Source organism: Burkholderia sp. Tr-862, from assembly GCF_011753085.1.
Classification (GTDB): domain Bacteria; phylum Pseudomonadota; class Gammaproteobacteria; order Burkholderiales; family Burkholderiaceae; genus Burkholderia; species Burkholderia ambifaria.
Genome location: NZ_VWWG01000058.1, coordinates 23455 through 40579 on the forward strand (window position 1 = coordinate 23455; position 17125 = coordinate 40579).

Sequence of the window (17125 nt, forward strand, 5' to 3'; positions counted from 1 at the left end):
TCAAGGAGCACCGCGTGAAGTTGGGGGTGGACATCACCTGGATGGTCGGCAACTACCGCGGCATGGGGCGTTTTGCCCGTCAACTGGTGGCGCCGATCGGCGAGTCGGTGCTGGGCTTCGCGCCAGACGGCGTGAGCACCGACGAATGGCCGTGCGTCAGCCAAGGGCGCGGTTTCTTCCCGTGGTGGGAGCAGGTCGAGTTGCCGCGGTTGTGCCGCGAGCATAAACCGGACTATCTGCTGTGCCCGTACAACACCGGGCCGCTGCGCGCCACCGGCAACACGCCGTTGATCGCGGTCATTTACGATCTGATCTACATGCAGCCGTGGAGCGTGCTGCCGCCGGCGAGGTCGCTGTATCAGACCGCCGGGCGGGTGTATCGCCGCCATGTGGTGCCGCGGCTGGCGCGCCGGGCCGACGTCGTGCTGACCATCTCGCGGTTTACGCAACGGGAACTGGTCGAAACGTTCGGACTGAACGAGGCCGACGTGCACGTCATCCCGTGCATGATTTCGGACGACTGGTTCGACGCGCCGGTGAGCGCGGCGGCACGTCGGCCGTACCTGTTCACGGTCGCGGGCGAGGTGCCGAGCAAGAACGTCGATCGCCTCCTGCAGGCGTTCGCGATCGCGCGGCCGGCGCTCGGCGATGACGCTACGCTCCGGATCGCCGGGATCAAGTCCGAACATCACGCGCATTTTCTCGGGCGGGCGGCAGCGCTCGGCCTCGCGGGTGCGGTCGAGTTGCTCGGCTATATTTCGCGGGACGAACTGCGCGAGCAGTATCGGCACGCACACGCGTTCATCTTTGCTTCGTTGTTCGAAGGGTTCGGCATTCCGCTGCTGGAAGCGATGGCGTCGGGGACACCGGTTGCGTGCAGCAATACGACGTCGATGCCCGAGGTCGTCGGCGACTGCGGCCTGCAGTTCGATCCCTTTTCCGTGGACGACATGGCGGAGCAGATTCGCAGGGTATGGAACGACGGCGCGCGATTCGACGTCGCGATCCGCGACGGTGTCGCCCGCGCACGCACCTTCTCGGAGTCAGCCGTGCGTCCGTTGATTCAGGATTTCTGGGCGCATCTATCATGAACCAGGACAAGAAGAAGCTGCTGGTGCTGACGCCGCGATTTCCGTATCCGGTGATCGGCGGTGACAAGTTGCGGATCTACCATCTCTGCCGTGTGCTGTCCCGTCGATACTCGCTGACGCTGCTGAGCATGTGCGAGAGCGACGACGAAATGCACGCTGCGTTGCCGGACGATGGCGTATTCGATCGGGTCGAACGGGTCTTTCTGTCGCGCCGGCGATCGTACTTGAATACGTTGCTCGCGCTGCCCACGCGCACGCCGCTGCAGGTGGCGTACTACCGGAGTCGCGCGTTTGCGGCGGCGGTGGCGCGATTGCTGCCGTCGCACGACGGCGCCTTCGTGCATCTCGTGCGCTGCGCCGAGTATGTCCGCAAGTCGGACAAGCCGCGCGTCCTGGAAATGACCGATGCGATTTCGCTCAACTACAGCCGGGTGAAGCAGCTGAGGCGCGCACGGGGGCTGAAGTCGCGCGTGTTCGGCATCGAGGCGAAGCGCCTGCTCGACTACGAGCGCACGATCGTCGACGATTTCGACCTGTCGGTGCTGGTTTCGCGGACCGATCGCGACTACCTGTTTCCCGGCGAATCGGGCAAGAAGGTGATGGTGTGCTCGAACGGCGTGGACCTGTCAGGCCTGCCGTACATCGCGCGCAGCATGGCGAGCCGTATCCTGATTTTCATCGGCGACATGCGCACGGTCCAGAACCAGGACATGTGCCACTATTTCGCGGAGGCCGTGTTGCCGTTGCTGCGCAAGCGTGCCGATTACCGCTTCCGGATCGTCGGGTCCATCGCGCCCGCACTTGCAGAACGATTTCGCGCGTATGAAGGCGTCGACGTGACGGGCCGCGTCGAGTCGGTCGCGCAGGCCGCATCCGACGGCGCAATCGGCGTGTGCCCGATGCGCATCGGTGCAGGTGTGCAGAACAAGATTCTCGAATACATGGCACTCGGGCTGCCCGTGGTCACCACGTCGCTGGGCCACGAGGGCCTGGGCGCGCAAAGCGGCCGCGATCTGCTGATCGCGGATACGCCGGAGGAGTTCGTCGATCGGATCGAGCAGCTCGTCGCCGACGAGGCCGGGGCGGTCGAGATGACGGCGCGAGCGCGAGCCTTCGTCGAGCACGAGCACGGTTGGGAGCGGATGCTCGCGCCGCTCGTCGACGAGGTGGGCGCGTTGCTGGCCTGAGCGGCGGCACGTCCGGCTCTCGTGGCGCCGGTGGCCGCGGGGCCGGGCTCAGGCTTGGTTGCTGCCGATCGGCAAGGTTACAATGTTCGCGATCGATGCGGCCCCATGGGCGTGCGCCGCCAATGGCCTTCGGTCGGTATTGCGTCGCGGCGACGCCGCTGTCCCGCAAGCCGAGCGAGCCGGCCCGCACGACGCCTTCCTCTGATACGGAACCCGTACATCGACGTGTCTTTCCATAGGGTTGCATCCGGCAGCACATGCTTCGATGCATCGCCAGATGCCGGTCGCGCGGCACCGATCAACAACGGTGCCGGCGAGCGGCATGCTTTACGTCTTCGAGATCCCGACGTGTTTGTCTCAACTTCCCTTTCCATTTCCCCGTGCCGTTCCAGCGTGCATCGGCCCGCGCCGCCTGCCGGCGCGACAGGCGGGTTCACGCCAATTCGGTTAGTCGTCAGCCGACACGGCCGGAGGGGGCGATGACCCACCTCGTCGTCACCGGCGCGAACGGTTTTGTCGGCCGTGCACTGTGCCGCCGTGCGCTGCAGGCCGGTCACACGGTGACCGCACTGGTCAGGCGACCGGGCGGCTGCATCGATGGCGTGCGCGAATGGGTACACGGCACCGCCGATTTCGATCACCTGGATGAAGGGTGGCCGGCCGATCTGGCCGCCGACTGCGTGATCCATCTTGCCGCCCGTGTGCACGTGATGCGCGACGAGTCACCCGATCCCGACGCGGCGTTCGACGCCACCAACGTCGTCGGCACCCTGCGGCTCGCCCAGGCGGCGCGCAATCACGGCGTGCGCCGCATCGTGTTCGCGAGCAGCATCAAGGCGGTCGGAGAGGGCGACGACGGCGTGCCGCTGTCGGAAGCCGTCGAACCCGATCCGCAGGATGCATACGGCCGCTCGAAACTGCATGCGGAACGACAACTCGCGCAGTTCGGCGCGTCGGCAGGGCTCGACGTCGTCATCGTTCGTCCTCCGCTCGTTTATGGCCCGGCCGTACGCGCCAACTTCCTGCGGATGATGGATGCGGTCGCACGCGGGATACCGCTGCCGTTCGGCGCCGTATCCGCGCGCCGCAGCATCGTCTACGTCGAAAACCTCGCGGATGCGCTGCTGCGTTGCGCGATCGACCCGCGTGCGGCTGGCGAATGCTTTCATGTTGCCGATGACGACGCACCGTCGGTCACAGGCCTGTTGCGCCTCGTCGGAGACGCGCTGGGCAAGCCGGCGCGGCTGGTCGCGGTGCCGCCGGTGCTGCTGCGCGTGCTGGGTAAGCTGACGGGCCGCAGCGCGGCCATCGATCGCCTGACCGGCAGCCTGCAGCTCGATACCGGCCGGATCGGGCGCGTGCTTGGCTGGCATCCGCCCTATACGACCCACCAGGGCCTCGCAGCGACCGCCGCATGGTATCGTTCGCGCGATACACAACAATAGTCGACATGCATTTCCCGATCTCCACATGGCCCTACACGATCGTGGTGGCGCTGGTGGCCGCCATCGCGTCGACGGCCATCCTGCGCATGCTGCTTGCGACCGGCCTCGCATGGCGCCTCGCCACTGATATTCCGAACGATCGTTCGCTCCATACGCTGCCGACGCCGCGCGTCGGCGGATGGGGGATCGTGCCGGTCTGCGTTGTCTTGCTGCTGGCGCTTGCGCCGGCGTTGTGGCTGATTGCTGTCGGCGCGGCGGGGCTGGCGGCGATGTCGCAAATCGACGACCGGCGCGGGCTGCCGGCCCGCGTGCGGTTTTCGGCTCACCTCGCGGCCGTGGTTGCGCTGATCGTCGTCTATCCGGCCGATGCACCATGGTGGCTGCTCGCGGGCGTCGGCTTCGTGATGGTCTGGCTGACGAACCTGTACAACTTCATGGACGGCGCCGACGGCCTCGCGGGTGGTATGGCGCTGTTTGGTTTCGGTGCATACGCGGTCGCGGCGCTGACCGGGCCGAACCTGTCACCGGATCTCGCCGTGGCTGGCGCGGCCGTTGCCGGCGCGGCGCTCGGCTTCCTGTTGCTCAATTTCCATCCGGCTCGCCTGTTTCTCGGCGACGCAGGCTCGATTCCGCTGGGATTCCTGGCCGGCGCGCTCGGCTACTGGGGATGGCGTGCCAATGCGTGGCCGATCTGGTTTCCGGCGCTCGTCTTCGCGCCCTTTATTGCCGATGCATCTGTAACACTTTTGAGACGCCTGTTACGTGGAGAAAAGTTCTGGCAGGCGCACCGGGAGCATTATTATCAAAGGATGGTCCGCTCGGGCGTAGGTCATCGTCGGACTGCTCTTTATTGGTACCTCATCATGCTCGCAGGCATAATCATCGCCGTGTGGGCAAAAGGCCGCCCTGAACAGCAGCAATGGCTGTTGTTTTTCGCATGGTATGGCGTCCTGGCATGTATCGGGTTGGTGATCGACATGCGTTGGCGCCGGTTTCAGTCGGCCGCCGAAAACAACTCTTGAGGTTTCCTGCCGATGTTGCGATCCAAAGCATCGTGGCTGTCGCTGAGTGCTTTCCTGTTCGACCTGACGGCGGTGGTCACGTCGTGGTTGTTCGCTTATCTCGTTCGTTTCAACGGTAGCGTTCCGGCTGATTTCCTGGGCGGCGCGGTGACCGCGCTCGTCTGGACGCTGCCGGTCTACGCGCTGATGTTCCATGTGTTCGGCCTGTATCGCGGCCTCTGGGTGTTCGCGAGCCTTCCCGACCTGATGCGAATCTCGAAGGCGGTTGCCGGCGGCAGCGTGATCGTGATGATCGGGGCCGTGATGTTCCAGCCGTCGCCGATCATCCCGCGCTCGGTGCTGCTCGTCTCGCCGCTGATGCTGTTCCTGTTGATGGGCGGCGCCCGTGCGCTCTACCGGGCGACGAAGGAGTTCTACCTGTACGGCGGCCTCGTCGGACAGGGCAAGCCCGTGCTGGTTCTCGGCGCCGGCACGGCTGGCGCAAGCCTCGCGCGCGAATTGTCGCGTTCGGGCGAATGGCGCCTGGTCGGCTTGCTCGATGACGACGTCACCAAGCATGGGCGCGAGATCTACGGCTACAAGGTGCTCGGCTCGTTCAACGACCTGAAGCACTGGACCGACGCGATCAAGGTCGAATACGCGATCATCGCGATTCCGTCGGCCTCCGTCGAAACGCAGCGCCGCGTCGCGACGCTGTGCGTGCGCGCCGGCATCAAGGCGATGGTGCTGCCGTCGCTCACCGCGCTGATGCCCGGGCAGGGGTTCCTGTCGCAGGTGCGTAATATCGACCTCGAGGATCTGCTCGGCCGCGATGCGGTGACGATCGACACGCCGCACGTCGAGGCGCTGCTGCGTGGCCGCGTCGTGATGGTGACGGGCGCGGGCGGTTCGATCGGCTCCGAGCTGTGCCGCCAGATCCTTCGTTTTGCACCTGCGCAGATCGTCGCGTTCGATCTGTCCGAATACGCGATGTATCGGCTCACCGAGGAGTTGCGGGAACGCTTCCCGGACCAGCCCGTCGTGCCGATCATCGGCGACGCGAAGGATTCGTTGCTGCTCGACCAGGTGATGTCGCGCCATGCGCCGCACATCGTGTTCCATGCGGCCGCATACAAACACGTGCCGTTGATGGAGGAGCACAATGCGTGGCAGGCGCTGCGCAACAACGTGCTCGGCACATATCGCGTCGCGCGTGCTGCGATTCGCCACGATGTTCGCCATTTCGTGCTGATCTCGACCGACAAGGCCGTCAACCCGACCAACGTCATGGGCGCAAGCAAGCGTCTTGCCGAGATGGCGTGCCAGGCGTTACAGCAGACGAGCGGTGGCACGCAGTTCGAGACCGTGCGGTTCGGCAACGTGCTCGGCAGCGCGGGCAGCGTGATCCCCAAGTTCCAGCAGCAGATCGCAAAGGGCGGCCCGGTGACGGTCACGCATCCCGAGATCACGCGGTTCTTCATGACGATCCCGGAAGCGTCCCAACTCGTGCTGCAGGCGTCGAGCATGGGCCACGGCGGCGAGATCTTCATTCTCGACATGGGCGAGCCCGTCAGGATCGTCGATCTCGCGCGCGACCTGATTCGTCTGTACGGCTTTTCGGAGGGGCAGATCCGGATCGAGTTCACGGGGCTGCGACCCGGCGAAAAGCTCTACGAAGAATTGCTCGCGGACGACGAGACGACGACGCGCACGCCGCATCCCAAACTGCGGATCGCGCGTGCGCGGGAAGTGCCGGATCACTTGCTTGACGAATTGCTGCCGTGGCTGATGCAGAATCGGGTGCTGAGCGACGACGAAGTCCGGCGCGATCTGCGCCGCTGGGTGCCTGAATACCAGTCGACGGTTGCTCCCGTGCTGCAGAGTGTGCCGGATGTGCGGGCGGCGTCGAGCAAGTGAGACGCACCGCCGCGTGAGTCGGCTGTCCCCCAAAAAAGCGCCCCTGAGGCGCTTTTTTTTATTACTGGCACCGGATCGTGTCGGGATCGGCTTTGGCACGCACGCGGCGCCACGGTGTCGCTCGACGCGTGAATCGGCCGGTTCTCATCCCCCGCATCGACTGGCCGCATTCATTTGACTACCGGCCAATTACTTCCTATGTTTTCCTCAAGGTTGCCGTGCGATTGCCGTAAAAGAACGAAAAGCCAAATACGAGCTCTACGGTCCATACCAATCCAATGAAGCAGCATATTGCAAGGGGAATGAGCGCGGCCCTCATGGTGTTCGCGCTTGCCGGGTGCGGCGGCGACGATAGTCCGACGGCCGCCGCTACCAATGTCGCTGCGCAGACGGGCAAAGTGTCCGCACTGCGCGCTACGGGCAACGTGGTGAGCGCGGCGCCGATGAACGCGACGGCGCCGATCCATGTCGCGCTCGTACTCAAACTGAACGACGAAGCCGCGTTGCATCGCTTCGTGCAGGACGCGCGAACGCCCGGCAGCGCCAGTTACGGCGCCGTGCTGACTTCCGCGCAGATCGCCGCGCGATACACGCCCTCCGCCGGCCAGGTCGCCACCGTGAAGACCTATCTGCAAAGTAAGGGCTTCACGAACATCAACGTCGCCGGCAACAACATGATCGTCGAAGCCGACGCGCCGGCCGGTGTGATCTCCGGCGTGTTCCAGACGACGCTGGTGCCGGTCGCGATGTCGGACGGCACCAGTGCACATATCAATATCGCCCCGGAGACGATGCCCGACGCGATCGGCGGGGTAGTTCAATCGGTACTGGGGCTGGATACGGCGACCCGCCTCCATCCGCATTTCGTTCGCGCCACCCTTTCGGCAGCGGCGCCGCAAGCGAATGCGTCGCCGACAACCGCGGCCGTGACGGTCGCGCATAGTCCGACGGACTTTCCCGGCATCTATTCCGTGGGCGGTACGCCGACGGCCAGCAACATCACCGTGGGCATCATTGCGGAAGGCAATCTGACGCAGCCCGTCATCGACCTGGCCACCTTCGAAAGCAACCACCAGTTGCCTGCCGTACCCGTTTCGGTGATCAACGTCGGCTCGCCAAGCGCCGACACCAGCGCGAACACCGAATGGTCGCTCGATAGCCAGACCATCGTCGGGATGTCCGGTGGCCTCAAGCAACTCAATTTCTATGTCGCGCCATCGTTCGCGTGGAGCAACATGGCGCTCGCGATCAATCGGGCCGTGACCGACAACACCGCCCGCGTCGTGAACATGTCGATCGGCGGTTGCGAGAACTGGGCGCCGACGGCCGCCATCGACGCGCTGTTCGAGCTCGCCGTCGCGCAGGGACAGACTTTCGCGGTCAGCTCCGGGGATTCAGGCAGTGTTGCATACGGCTGCAGCGGCACGTCGGTGCAATACCCGGCGACTTCCCCCTACGTGGTAGCCGTGGGCGGCACATCGCTTTATACGAACGGGAACGGCAGCTACGCGGGCGAGACCGCGTGGGACGGCAGCGGCGGCGGCATCAGTGGCATCGAGCCGATTCCGTCGTGGCAGTCGAACGTGCCGGCGCTCAAGGGCCGTTTCTTTCGAGGCATGCCGGACATCGCGTTCGACGCCGATCCGTACAGCGGTGCACAGGTCGTCGTGGGTGGACAACTCGAGATCATAGGCGGGACGAGCCTGTCCGCGCCGCTGTTTGCCGCGACCTGGGCGCGCATGCTGTCCGGTGGCTGCGCGGCCAGTCTCGGTTTCGCGGCGCCCACGCTGTACAGCGCACAAGCGACGACCCCATCGATCTTTCGCGATGTCACCAACGGGTCGAACGGCGCATACAGTGCGGGTTCGGGATGGGATTTCGTGACCGGCTGGGGCACGCCGAACGTCAGCGCGCTGCATTCCGCGATATGCGTGCCGACCTCGCCGATCTATGGCGGCGAGGTCACCGAAGGGACGACGCTCAGGCCGTCGCAAATCGTGTACTCGGCGTCAGGAAGTCATCGACTGGCCATGCAGGATGACGGCAACCTGGTGCTGTACAACACGGCCAACGGCGCCGCGGTGTGGAATTCGGGGACCAACGGAAATGCCGGTGCCTATGCCGTGTTCCAGACTGACGGCAACTTCGTGGTCTACAACGTGAGCGGCAAGCCGTTGTGGTTCTCGTCGACCAACGACACCACCTTTGGCCACAGGCTCTCCGTGCAGGACGACGGCAACATGGTGATCTACCGGGTGTCCGTGCCGGTATTTGCCACGTCGACTTCCGCGGCGGGCCTGCCGAATTCATCGAGCGGCCCGGCCGTCTGGAACGGCGGCATGACGCTGAGCAGCGGCCAGAGCCTGACTTCAGGCAACGGCGCGAACGTGCTCGTCATGCAGGGCGACGGGAATCTGGTGCTGCTTCGCCAGGGCGTGCCGCAGTGGAGTTCGCGTACTTACAATCACCCTGGTGCGTATGCGACGATGCAAGGGGACGGCAATCTGGTCGTCTACAGTTCCGCGGGCGCTCCGCTCTGGTATTCCGGCACCAGTGGAAATCCGGGGGCGACCACGTACTTGCAGGACGACGGAAACATCGTGATCTATGCGCGGTTACCGAGCTGGAGCTCGAATACCGCGGGAAGCTAGCAGTTCGGTGGTCGAGTCGCCGGGGCGCCGTCATGATCCTGTCGGCAACGGCGGCTCGTCCGTCATCGGGGGCACGCGTCGTCGCGCGAACCGGCAACACGCCGGCCATCCGCCACGCTCAGTGCCCGCGCCGTTCCTTCCTCACGACCATCCACCTCGGCACCTTGAACCGCACGATGCTGAGATAAAGCCACACATAAGTCAGCGCGAACAGCACCACGAACACGAACAGGTGCACGGTGTGCCGCCAGAACAGCGTCGCGGGAATCACCGCGACGAGGCACAGCAGCCAAAGATAAGGTGATGTGAGCGAATTCCGCCGCGTGAGGTCGTGCGCATGCTTGGTCCCGACGGCCCAGCGCATCAGCCGCTTGTACACGAGCATGTGCAGGTGCACGCCATCCGGAATCCCCGGCGACATCCCGCGAATGAACTTCTTCCGATAGATCGAGAAGCACGTCTCGAAGATCGGATACATGAACAGCAGCACCGGATACCACGCGGACACTTCCCGGTTGCGCATCACCAGCATGATCGCGAGTTCGGCGAGCATGAAGCCGATGAAATACGCGCCGCCGTCGCCGAGGAAGATCAGGCCGGCCGGGAAATTCCACAGGAAGAAGCCGAGCACGGCGCCCATCATGATGATCGACGCGGACATCACGACCGGGTCGTTGACGTGGAACGCGACGTAGGCAAGCGACGCGAACATCATGAAGCTGACCATCGACGCGAGGCCGTTGAAGCCGTCGATGATGTTGATCGCGTTCGCCAGCGCCGCGACCGCGAGCACGGTGATGAACGCCGAAATGGCGACGTAGTGGAGCAGGAAGTCGAGCGGCGGCACGCTGATGCGCGTGACCGCGATGTTCAGCAGCCAGAACGCCAGCGCGGCGGCGCCCATCGTGCACAGCAGCCGCGCGCGCGGCGACACGCGCTTGGTCAGGTCCTCGACGAGGCCTGACAGGAACGCCGGCATCCCGCACGCGACGATCCCGAGAATGCTGCCGGAGATCGTCGGGTAGCGCCGGGACAGCACCAGCGCGGCAATGACGACGCCGGCGAGGATCCCGATGCCCCCGACGCGCGGCACCGGCCGCACGTGGAATTTCTGCACGCCGGCCAGGTCGCTGTCGATCGAGAATTTCTCGTGCAGATGCGCATAACGCACGATGAACAACGTGACGAGCAGGGAGACGATGAAGCCGGACGCGAAGCTGAGCATGGGATCGCTCGAAAAATGGACAGCGGATTATACAAAACCGCGCGGGTTCGCCTCCTGCCATTTCCAGTGGTCGGCACACATCTCGTCGATTCCGAGCGTCGCGCGCCAGCCGATGAGGTCGGCCGCGGCCTGCGGATTTGCGTAGCATTCGGCGACGTCGCCCGGGCGGCGTGCGACGAGTTCGTACGGCACCGGGCGGCCCGACGCCTTCTCGAACGCCCGCACGACCTCCAGCACGCTGTAGCCCTGGCCCGTGCCGAGGTTCACGACGAAGCTCGCGTCGCGCGTCGCGAGCGCGTCGAGCGCGGCGATGTGCCCCTTCGCGAGATCGACGACGTGGATGTAGTCGCGCACGCCGGTGCCGTCCGGCGTCGGATAGTCGGAGCCGAACACGCGCAGCTTCTCGAGCTTGCCGACCGCGACCTGCGCGACGTACGGCATCAGGTTGTTCGGGATGCCGGCCGGATCCTCGCCGATCAGCCCGCTCGCATGCGCGCCGACCGGGTTGAAGTAGCGCAGCGTCGCAATGCGCCACGACGGGTCCGATACCTCGAGATCGCGCAGGACCTGCTCGGCCATCAGCTTCGACTGGCCGTACGGGTTGGTCGCGGACAGCGGGAACGATTCGTCGATCGGCGAGCGCTCCGGCACGCCGTACACGGTCGCCGACGAGCTGAACACGAATTGCCTGACGTTGCGCTCGCGCATCACCTTGAGTACCGTCAGCAAGCCGCCGAGGTTGTTCTGGTAGTACTCGAGCGGCTTCGCGACCGATTCGCCGACCGCCTTGAGCGCCGCGAAATGGATCGTGCCGGTGATCGGATGCGCGTCGAACACCTTGTCGAGCGCGGCTTCGTCGCACACGTCGACCTGGTGGAACGCGGGCGTCTTGCCCGTGATCTTCTCGATGCGCCGCACGGACTCGGCCTTGCTGTTGACGAGGTTGTCGACGATCACGACATCGTAGCCGTTGTCGAGCAACTCGACGGCCGTGTGCGAGCCGATGTAGCCCGCACCGCCGGTAACGAGGATGGTGCCTTTAGCGGTCATGCTGATGCGCTCCTTCAGAGTGTGATGCCGGTCAATGTATGAATGGTCTGCCGGTAACGTTCGACGACCTGCTGCTCGTCGAATTCCTCAGCCACCTTGCGGCGCCCCCGCGCGCCCATCGCGTCGCGGCCGGCGTTCCCGAGTTCGATCATGCGGACCAACTGCTGCGCGAGGCTTGCGCTGTCGCGCACGCGGCACAGCAAGCCGGTTTCGCCGTCGGCGACCACGTCGCGGCAGCCCGGCACGTCGGTCGCGACGATCGGGCGGCCCATCGCGGACGCTTCCATCAGCGTGCGCGGCACGCCTTCGCGGTACGACGGCAGCACGACACAGTCGGCCGCCGCGATGTGCGGTCGCACGTCGTGCGCCTCGCCGAGATACTCGACCACGCCTTCGCCGACCCACGCGTCGACGTCCGCGCGGCTGATCGCGCTCGGGTTGTCGACACCGAGCGGCCCGAGCAGCTGGAAGCGCGCGTCCGGGTAGCGGGCACGCACCACGCGCGCGGCCTCGACGTACTCGCGCACGCCCTTGTCCCACAGCAGCCGGCCGATCAGGATGAACACCGGGCCGTTGCCGCCGGGCAGCGGCACCGGCGCGAACTGGTCGAGATCGACGCCTTCGCCGTGCAGCAGCCGCGCGCGGTCCGGGTGCGCGAGCAACTGCTCGTCGGTGAAGGTCGCGAGATCGTCGCGGTTCAGGAACCAGACTTCGCGCGGGAAGCGGAACGCGAACCGGTACAGGCGTTTCGCGACGCTCGCCGCGCGGCTTTTCTGGATGAACACGTAGCCGAGGCCGGTGGTGACCGCGATCGACGGCACGCGCGCGAGCCATGCGGCGACCGATCCGTAGATGTTCGGCTTGATCGTGTAATGAAACACGAGCGCGGGCTGCAGCGCGCGGTAATGGCGCACCAGCGCGGCGAGCGTGCCGAGATCCTCGCGCGGGCTCGTGCCTTTCGACGCGACGGCGAGCGCGACGTGGCGGCAGCCCATCTGCTCGAGCAGCGGCACCGTGCGGTCATGCGGCGCGATCACGATGACCTCGGCGCCGCGCGCGACGAGCGCACGGATCAGCCCGTGGCGGTACGTATAGATCGCCCAGGCCGTGTTGCAGACGAGCGCGATGCGCAGCGAGGAGATAGCGGACATGAAAAAAAGAAAAAAATAAAGCGTCGAAAATGCCGGGCGTGAACAGACCCTAAGCGGACGGCCGCGCCGCGAACAGCGTCTGCTTGATCCGCTGCAGCGTACGGTACGGCGTCACGAAATGCAGCAGGTTCTTGGCGAGGCCGGCCCAGTCGTACGGGTTCAGCGCGTTGAAGTGACGCAGCAGCAGCGACAGCGTCGAAATCAGCTGGCGGCGGCGCCGGGTCGCACTGATCCCGCCCTCGTTGAGCTCGTAGTAGAGGCCGAGCTCGGGCAGGTTCGCGCAATCGTAGCGTTGCATTAACCGTAAAAAAAGATCGAGATCCTCGGCCGCCCGGTACTTCGCGCGGTAGTTGCCGACTTCGCGCACCGCGTCGATGCGCAGCATGACCGACGGATGCACGAGCGGCGAGCGCAGGAAGCGCGTGCGGCGCAGCATGCGCGGATCGGCCGGCGGAGTCAGCATGAAGCGCGGCTCGCCGGCACGCGACACGACCTGGGTCCACATGCCGACGCAGGCCACGCGCGGATGAGCGTCGAGATACGCGCGCTGTTTCGCGAGCCGCCGCGGCGCGGCGAGGTCGCCGGCGTCGATGCGGGCCGCATAGCGGAAGCCGCGCGCCGCGAGTGCGTCGATGCCGGCCTCGAGCGCGCGCTCGATGCCGCCGTTTTGCGGCATGCGCAGCACGTCGACCGCGAGGCCGGGCAGCTCGGGCGCGACGATCGGCGGCGTGCTGCCGTCGTCGACGATCAGCACATGCACCGGCGCGTCCTCGCTGAACGACGAGAGGGTGCGGGCGACGTCGTCGTGTCCGTTGTAGGCCGGCATCAGCACGGCCACGTCGTCGAGCGGGAGCGGGCAATCGGGAGACGTCATGGGCGCAGCCTGAAACGAATGTAATAAAAATTAACGGCGGTGGCGGCGACATAGCCGGCCGCCAGTCCGACGAGCGCCCCGTACAGGCCGAGCCGGGGGATGGCGAACACGTTGACGAGCGCGGCGATCGCGAGCGCGAGCACCCATTTCGCCAGCAACACGAATTTTGCTTGATATTTGAGAACGATAAGATTGCCTATCGCCTCGATGCCGGCCGGCACGGACAGCCAGACGGCCCAGCGGAAGATGTCGACCGACGCCTCGTAGCCGTGGCCGAACACCTTGCCGACGATGAGCGGTGCGGCCGCGTCCAGCACCAGCGCGCCGGCCGTCATCAGGCCGGCGGTCATCGCGGTCAGCCGGACGATGTTGCGGCGCAGCCGCGCGACGTCCTGCACGCGGTACACGAACGCGGGTGCGATGGTCTGCGCGAGCATCAGCGCGAGCGTGATCCAGTTCTCGTTGAGCTGCTGGGCCGCCGCGTAGCGGCCGAGGTCGGCGAACGACACGTGACGCTCGAGCATCAGGCGGTCGAGCTTCAGGAACAGGTACATGCAGATCAGGCCGAGCCAGAACACGGTGCCGGCAGTGGCAAAGTGCCTGAACAGCGGTTTGTCGAACGTCCAGCCGAGCGCGCCGCCGTTACGATGACGGTAGTACAGCACGAGCGCGAAGCCGATCGCGGCGGCCTCCAGCGCCCACAGCCACGCGAAGCGGGCAGGGCCGGCGGCCGCGCGCACCAGCAGCCAGACGAGCAGCGCCTTCGCCAGCGCCGTGACCATGCTGGTCATGAGCTGCGGCTTGCTGTAGGTCATGCTCTGCAGCCACGCGTTGATCACGCCGACGAACGGCTCGCGGAACACCATCGTGACCGCGAGGCCCGCGAGCATCGCGCCGACGAGCGGGTCGAACGCGCCGGCGCCGATCGCGATCCAGGTCGCGACGAGCGCGACGGCGGACACGCCGATACGCAGCGCGAACGCGCTGCCGAGCACCGCGCCGAGTTGCGCGGGCGGGCGCTGGACGATGGTCGGAACCAGGATTTCGGCGCCGCACACCCAGGTGAGCGGCGCCAGTACGAGGAGAAGCGTATTCGCATACTGCCATTTGCCGAACACGTCCGGCCCGAAATAACGGGCCAGAAGGCCACTGATCGCGATCGCGACGCCGATCTGCGTGAGCCGTTCGAGCCCGAGCCAGACGAGATTCGCGACGGCCTTCGCGACGTCCGGGTTGCCGAATCGCTTCAGCATGCGGGGCGGCCGCACGCGCTTTGGGCGGCCGGCAGGGCGCCGGGAGGCGGGAGGTTGGCGGCGGCGGAACGGCTAGGCATTAAAATGGACAGAATGCGCGTCATCAAAACCCGCGATTATAAGTTGGATCGGGGCCGCACCAGCCGCCCCGTTCCTTGTCGCGCAAGGCCCGCATGTATGATGCCGGGCACGCGCGAAAGGCGGCCAGATTATTTTCCATGCACGCAACCGAGAGAGAATCGATGATCTCCCAATCCATCTTCAAGGCATATGACATTCGCGGTGTGGTCGGCAAGACGCTCGACGCCGACACGGCGCGCGGGATCGGCCGGGCATTCGGCAGCGAAGTGCGCGCCCAGGGCGGCGACGCGGTCGTCGTCGCGCGCGACGGCCGCCTGTCGGGGCCCGAGCTCATCGGCGCACTCGCCGATGGCCTGCGTGCGGCGGGTGTCGACGTCGTCGACGTCGGCATGGTGCCCACGCCGGTCGGCTATTTCGCGGCGAGCGTGCCGCTTGCACTGAAGGGCGGCGAACGCCGCGTCGATTCGTGCATCGTCGTCACGGGCAGCCACAATCCGCCCGACTACAACGGCTTCAAGATGGTGCTGCGCGGCGCCGCGATCTACGGCGAGCAGATCCAGGCGCTGTACCGCCGCATCGTCGACGAGCGCTTCGAAACGGGCAGCGGCACGTTCGAGCAGTTCGACGTCGCGGACCAGTACATCGCGCGCATCGTCGGCGACGTGAAGCTCGCGCGCCCGCTGAAGCTCGTCGTCGACGCCGGCAACGGCGTCGCGGGCCCGCTCGCGACGCGCCTGTTCAAGGCGCTCGGCTGCGAACTCGTCGAGCGCTTCACCGACATCGACGGCACGTTCCCGAACCACCACCCCGATCCCGCACACCCGGAAAACCTGCAGGACGTGATCCAGGCGCTGAAGGACACCGACGCCGAACTCGGCTTCGCGTTCGACGGCGACGGCGACCGCCTGGGCGTCGTCACGAAGGACGGCCAGATCATCTACCCGGACCGCCAGCTGATGCTGTTCGCGGAGGAAGTGCTGTCGCGCAACCCGGGCGCGCAGATCATCTACGACGTGAAGTGCACGCGCCATCTCGCGCAGTGGGTGAAGGAGAAGGGCGGCGAGCCGCTGATGTGGAAGACGGGCCATTCGCTCGTGAAGGCGAAGCTGCGCGAGACGGGTGCGCCGCTGGCCGGCGAGATGAGCGGCCACGTGTTCTTCAAGGATCGCTGGTACGGCTTCGACGACGGCCTCTACACGGGCGCGCGCCTGCTGGAGATCCTCGCGAAGACGGCCGATCCGAGCGCGCTGCTGAACGGCTTGCCGGACGCGATGAGCACGCCCGAACTGCAGCTCTGGCTCGACGAAGGCGAGAACTTCCGCCTGATCGACAAGCTGCAGAAAGAGGCGAAGTTCGACGGTGCCGAGGAAGTCGTGACGATCGACGGCCTGCGCGTCGAGTACCCGGACGGTTTCGGCCTCGCGCGTTCGTCGAACACGACGCCGGTCGTCGTGATGCGGTTCGAATCGGAGACCAAGGAAGGGCTCAAGCGCATTCAGGACGACTTCCGCCGTGTGCTGACGGCCGCGAAGCCGGACGTCAAGCTGCCGTTCTGAACCCTGGCGGCCCGAGGGCCGCCGTCGGCGCGACGGGCGAACGAACCGTCGCGCCATGCCCGAAAAGCGGCGCACGCTGACGCGTGCGGCCGCTTTTTGTCTGTCTGACGTCCCGGGCGCGATAAAATCGCGTCTTTATGCCTGTCGCCGGCCGTCCGCCGGCGTTTTTTCAGCGTGCAAAAGATCCTGATCGTGCGCGTGTCGTCGCTGGGCGACGTCGTGCACAACATGCCGGTGATCGCCGATATCCGGCGCCGCCACCCCGATGCGCAGATCGACTGGCTCGTCGAGGAGAGCTTCGTCGACCTCGTGCGGCTCGTCGACGGCGTGCGCAACGTGCTGCCGTTCTCGCTGCGCCGCTGGCGCAAGAAGCCGTTCTCGGGCGCGACGTGGCGCGAGATCCGCGCGTTCCGCAAGCGGCTCGTGGCCGAGCAGTACGACCTCGTGATCGACTGCCAGGGTCTGATCAAGACGGCCTGGGTCGCGAGCTGGGCGCGCGGCCCGCTCGCCGGCCTCGGCAACCGCACCGACGGCGCCGGCTACGAATGGCCGGTGCGCTTCTTCTATCGCAAGCGCGTGCCGATCGCGCCGCGCACGCACGTGGTCGAGCGCTCGCGCCAGCTGGTCGCGGCCGCGCTGGGCG

13 protein-coding genes are annotated in these 17125 nt (G+C 66.0%); 8 read left to right on the top strand and 5 right to left on the bottom strand.

Annotation, left to right across the window (positions count from 1 at the left end; translation table 11 throughout):
- Positions 1–14: 14 nt before the first annotated feature.
- From F3J14_RS17595 to F3J14_RS17620, 6 genes are all read left to right on the top strand, one after another.
- Entirely contained in the window at positions 15–1091 is a 1077-nt protein-coding gene (locus F3J14_RS17595; protein WP_166724082.1) for a glycosyltransferase family 1 protein, read from the top strand.
- Entirely contained in the window at positions 1088–2278 is a 1191-nt protein-coding gene (locus F3J14_RS17600; RefSeq protein WP_166724083.1) for a glycosyltransferase, read from the top strand. Before F3J14_RS17595 ends, F3J14_RS17600 begins: the two co-directional genes overlap by 4 nt.
- 479 nt (positions 2279–2757) lie before the next feature.
- Entirely contained in the window at positions 2758–3723 is a 966-nt protein-coding gene (locus F3J14_RS17605) for an SDR family oxidoreductase (RefSeq protein WP_166724084.1), read from the top strand.
- Positions 3724–3728: 5 nt separating this feature from the next.
- Complete coding sequence (locus tag F3J14_RS17610) at positions 3729–4745, top strand: glycosyltransferase family 4 protein (RefSeq protein WP_166724085.1); 1017 nt, start codon at positions 3729–3731, stop codon at positions 4743–4745.
- A gap of 12 nt (positions 4746–4757) precedes the next feature.
- Positions 4758–6641, top strand: a complete 1884-nt coding sequence (locus F3J14_RS17615) for a nucleoside-diphosphate sugar epimerase/dehydratase (RefSeq protein ID WP_166724086.1) — start codon at positions 4758–4760, stop codon at positions 6639–6641.
- A 317-nt stretch (positions 6642–6958) separates the two neighbouring features.
- Positions 6959–9292, top strand: a complete 2334-nt coding sequence (locus tag F3J14_RS17620; protein WP_247682239.1) for a protease pro-enzyme activation domain-containing protein — start codon at positions 6959–6961, stop codon at positions 9290–9292.
- A 118-nt stretch (positions 9293–9410) separates the two neighbouring features.
- On the opposite strand, the gene F3J14_RS17625 is transcribed toward F3J14_RS17620, so the two are convergent.
- The 5 genes from F3J14_RS17625 to F3J14_RS17645 are packed head-to-tail and all read right to left on the bottom strand — an operon-like array spanning position 9411 to position 14845.
- Positions 9411–10517 carry a glycosyltransferase gene (locus F3J14_RS17625; RefSeq protein ID WP_166724088.1) on the bottom strand — a complete coding sequence of 369 codons (1107 nt, stop codon included), beginning with the start codon at positions 10515–10517 and terminating at the stop codon, positions 9411–9413.
- A 27-nt stretch (positions 10518–10544) separates the two neighbouring features.
- Positions 10545–11567, bottom strand: a complete 1023-nt coding sequence (galE, locus tag F3J14_RS17630; protein WP_166724089.1) for a UDP-glucose 4-epimerase GalE — start codon at positions 11565–11567, stop codon at positions 10545–10547.
- 14 nt (positions 11568–11581) lie between these two features.
- Positions 11582–12718: a glycosyltransferase family 4 protein gene (locus F3J14_RS17635; RefSeq protein WP_166724090.1), complete on the bottom strand. Its 1137-nt coding sequence runs from the start codon at positions 12716–12718 to the stop codon at positions 11582–11584.
- Positions 12719–12767: 49 nt separating this feature from the next.
- Positions 12768–13592, bottom strand: coding sequence for a glycosyltransferase (locus tag F3J14_RS17640; protein WP_166724091.1), 825 nt, complete (start codon positions 13590–13592; stop codon positions 12768–12770).
- Positions 13589–14845, bottom strand: a complete 1257-nt coding sequence (locus F3J14_RS17645; RefSeq protein WP_166724092.1) for an oligosaccharide flippase family protein — start codon at positions 14843–14845, stop codon at positions 13589–13591. Before F3J14_RS17645 ends, F3J14_RS17640 begins: the two co-directional genes overlap by 4 nt.
- A 242-nt stretch (positions 14846–15087) precedes the next feature.
- Between F3J14_RS17645 and F3J14_RS17650 the strand changes: the two genes are divergently transcribed.
- Together F3J14_RS17650 and waaC are read left to right on the top strand one after the other, a co-directional pair.
- On the top strand, positions 15088–16482 hold the full coding sequence (locus F3J14_RS17650) for a phosphomannomutase/phosphoglucomutase (protein WP_166724093.1): 1395 nt from the start codon (positions 15088–15090) through the stop codon (positions 16480–16482).
- 126 nt (positions 16483–16608) lie between these two features.
- Positions 16609–17125, top strand: a 517-nt coding sequence (waaC, locus tag F3J14_RS17655; protein WP_348772001.1) for a lipopolysaccharide heptosyltransferase I, incomplete at its 3' end; no start/stop codon positions are given.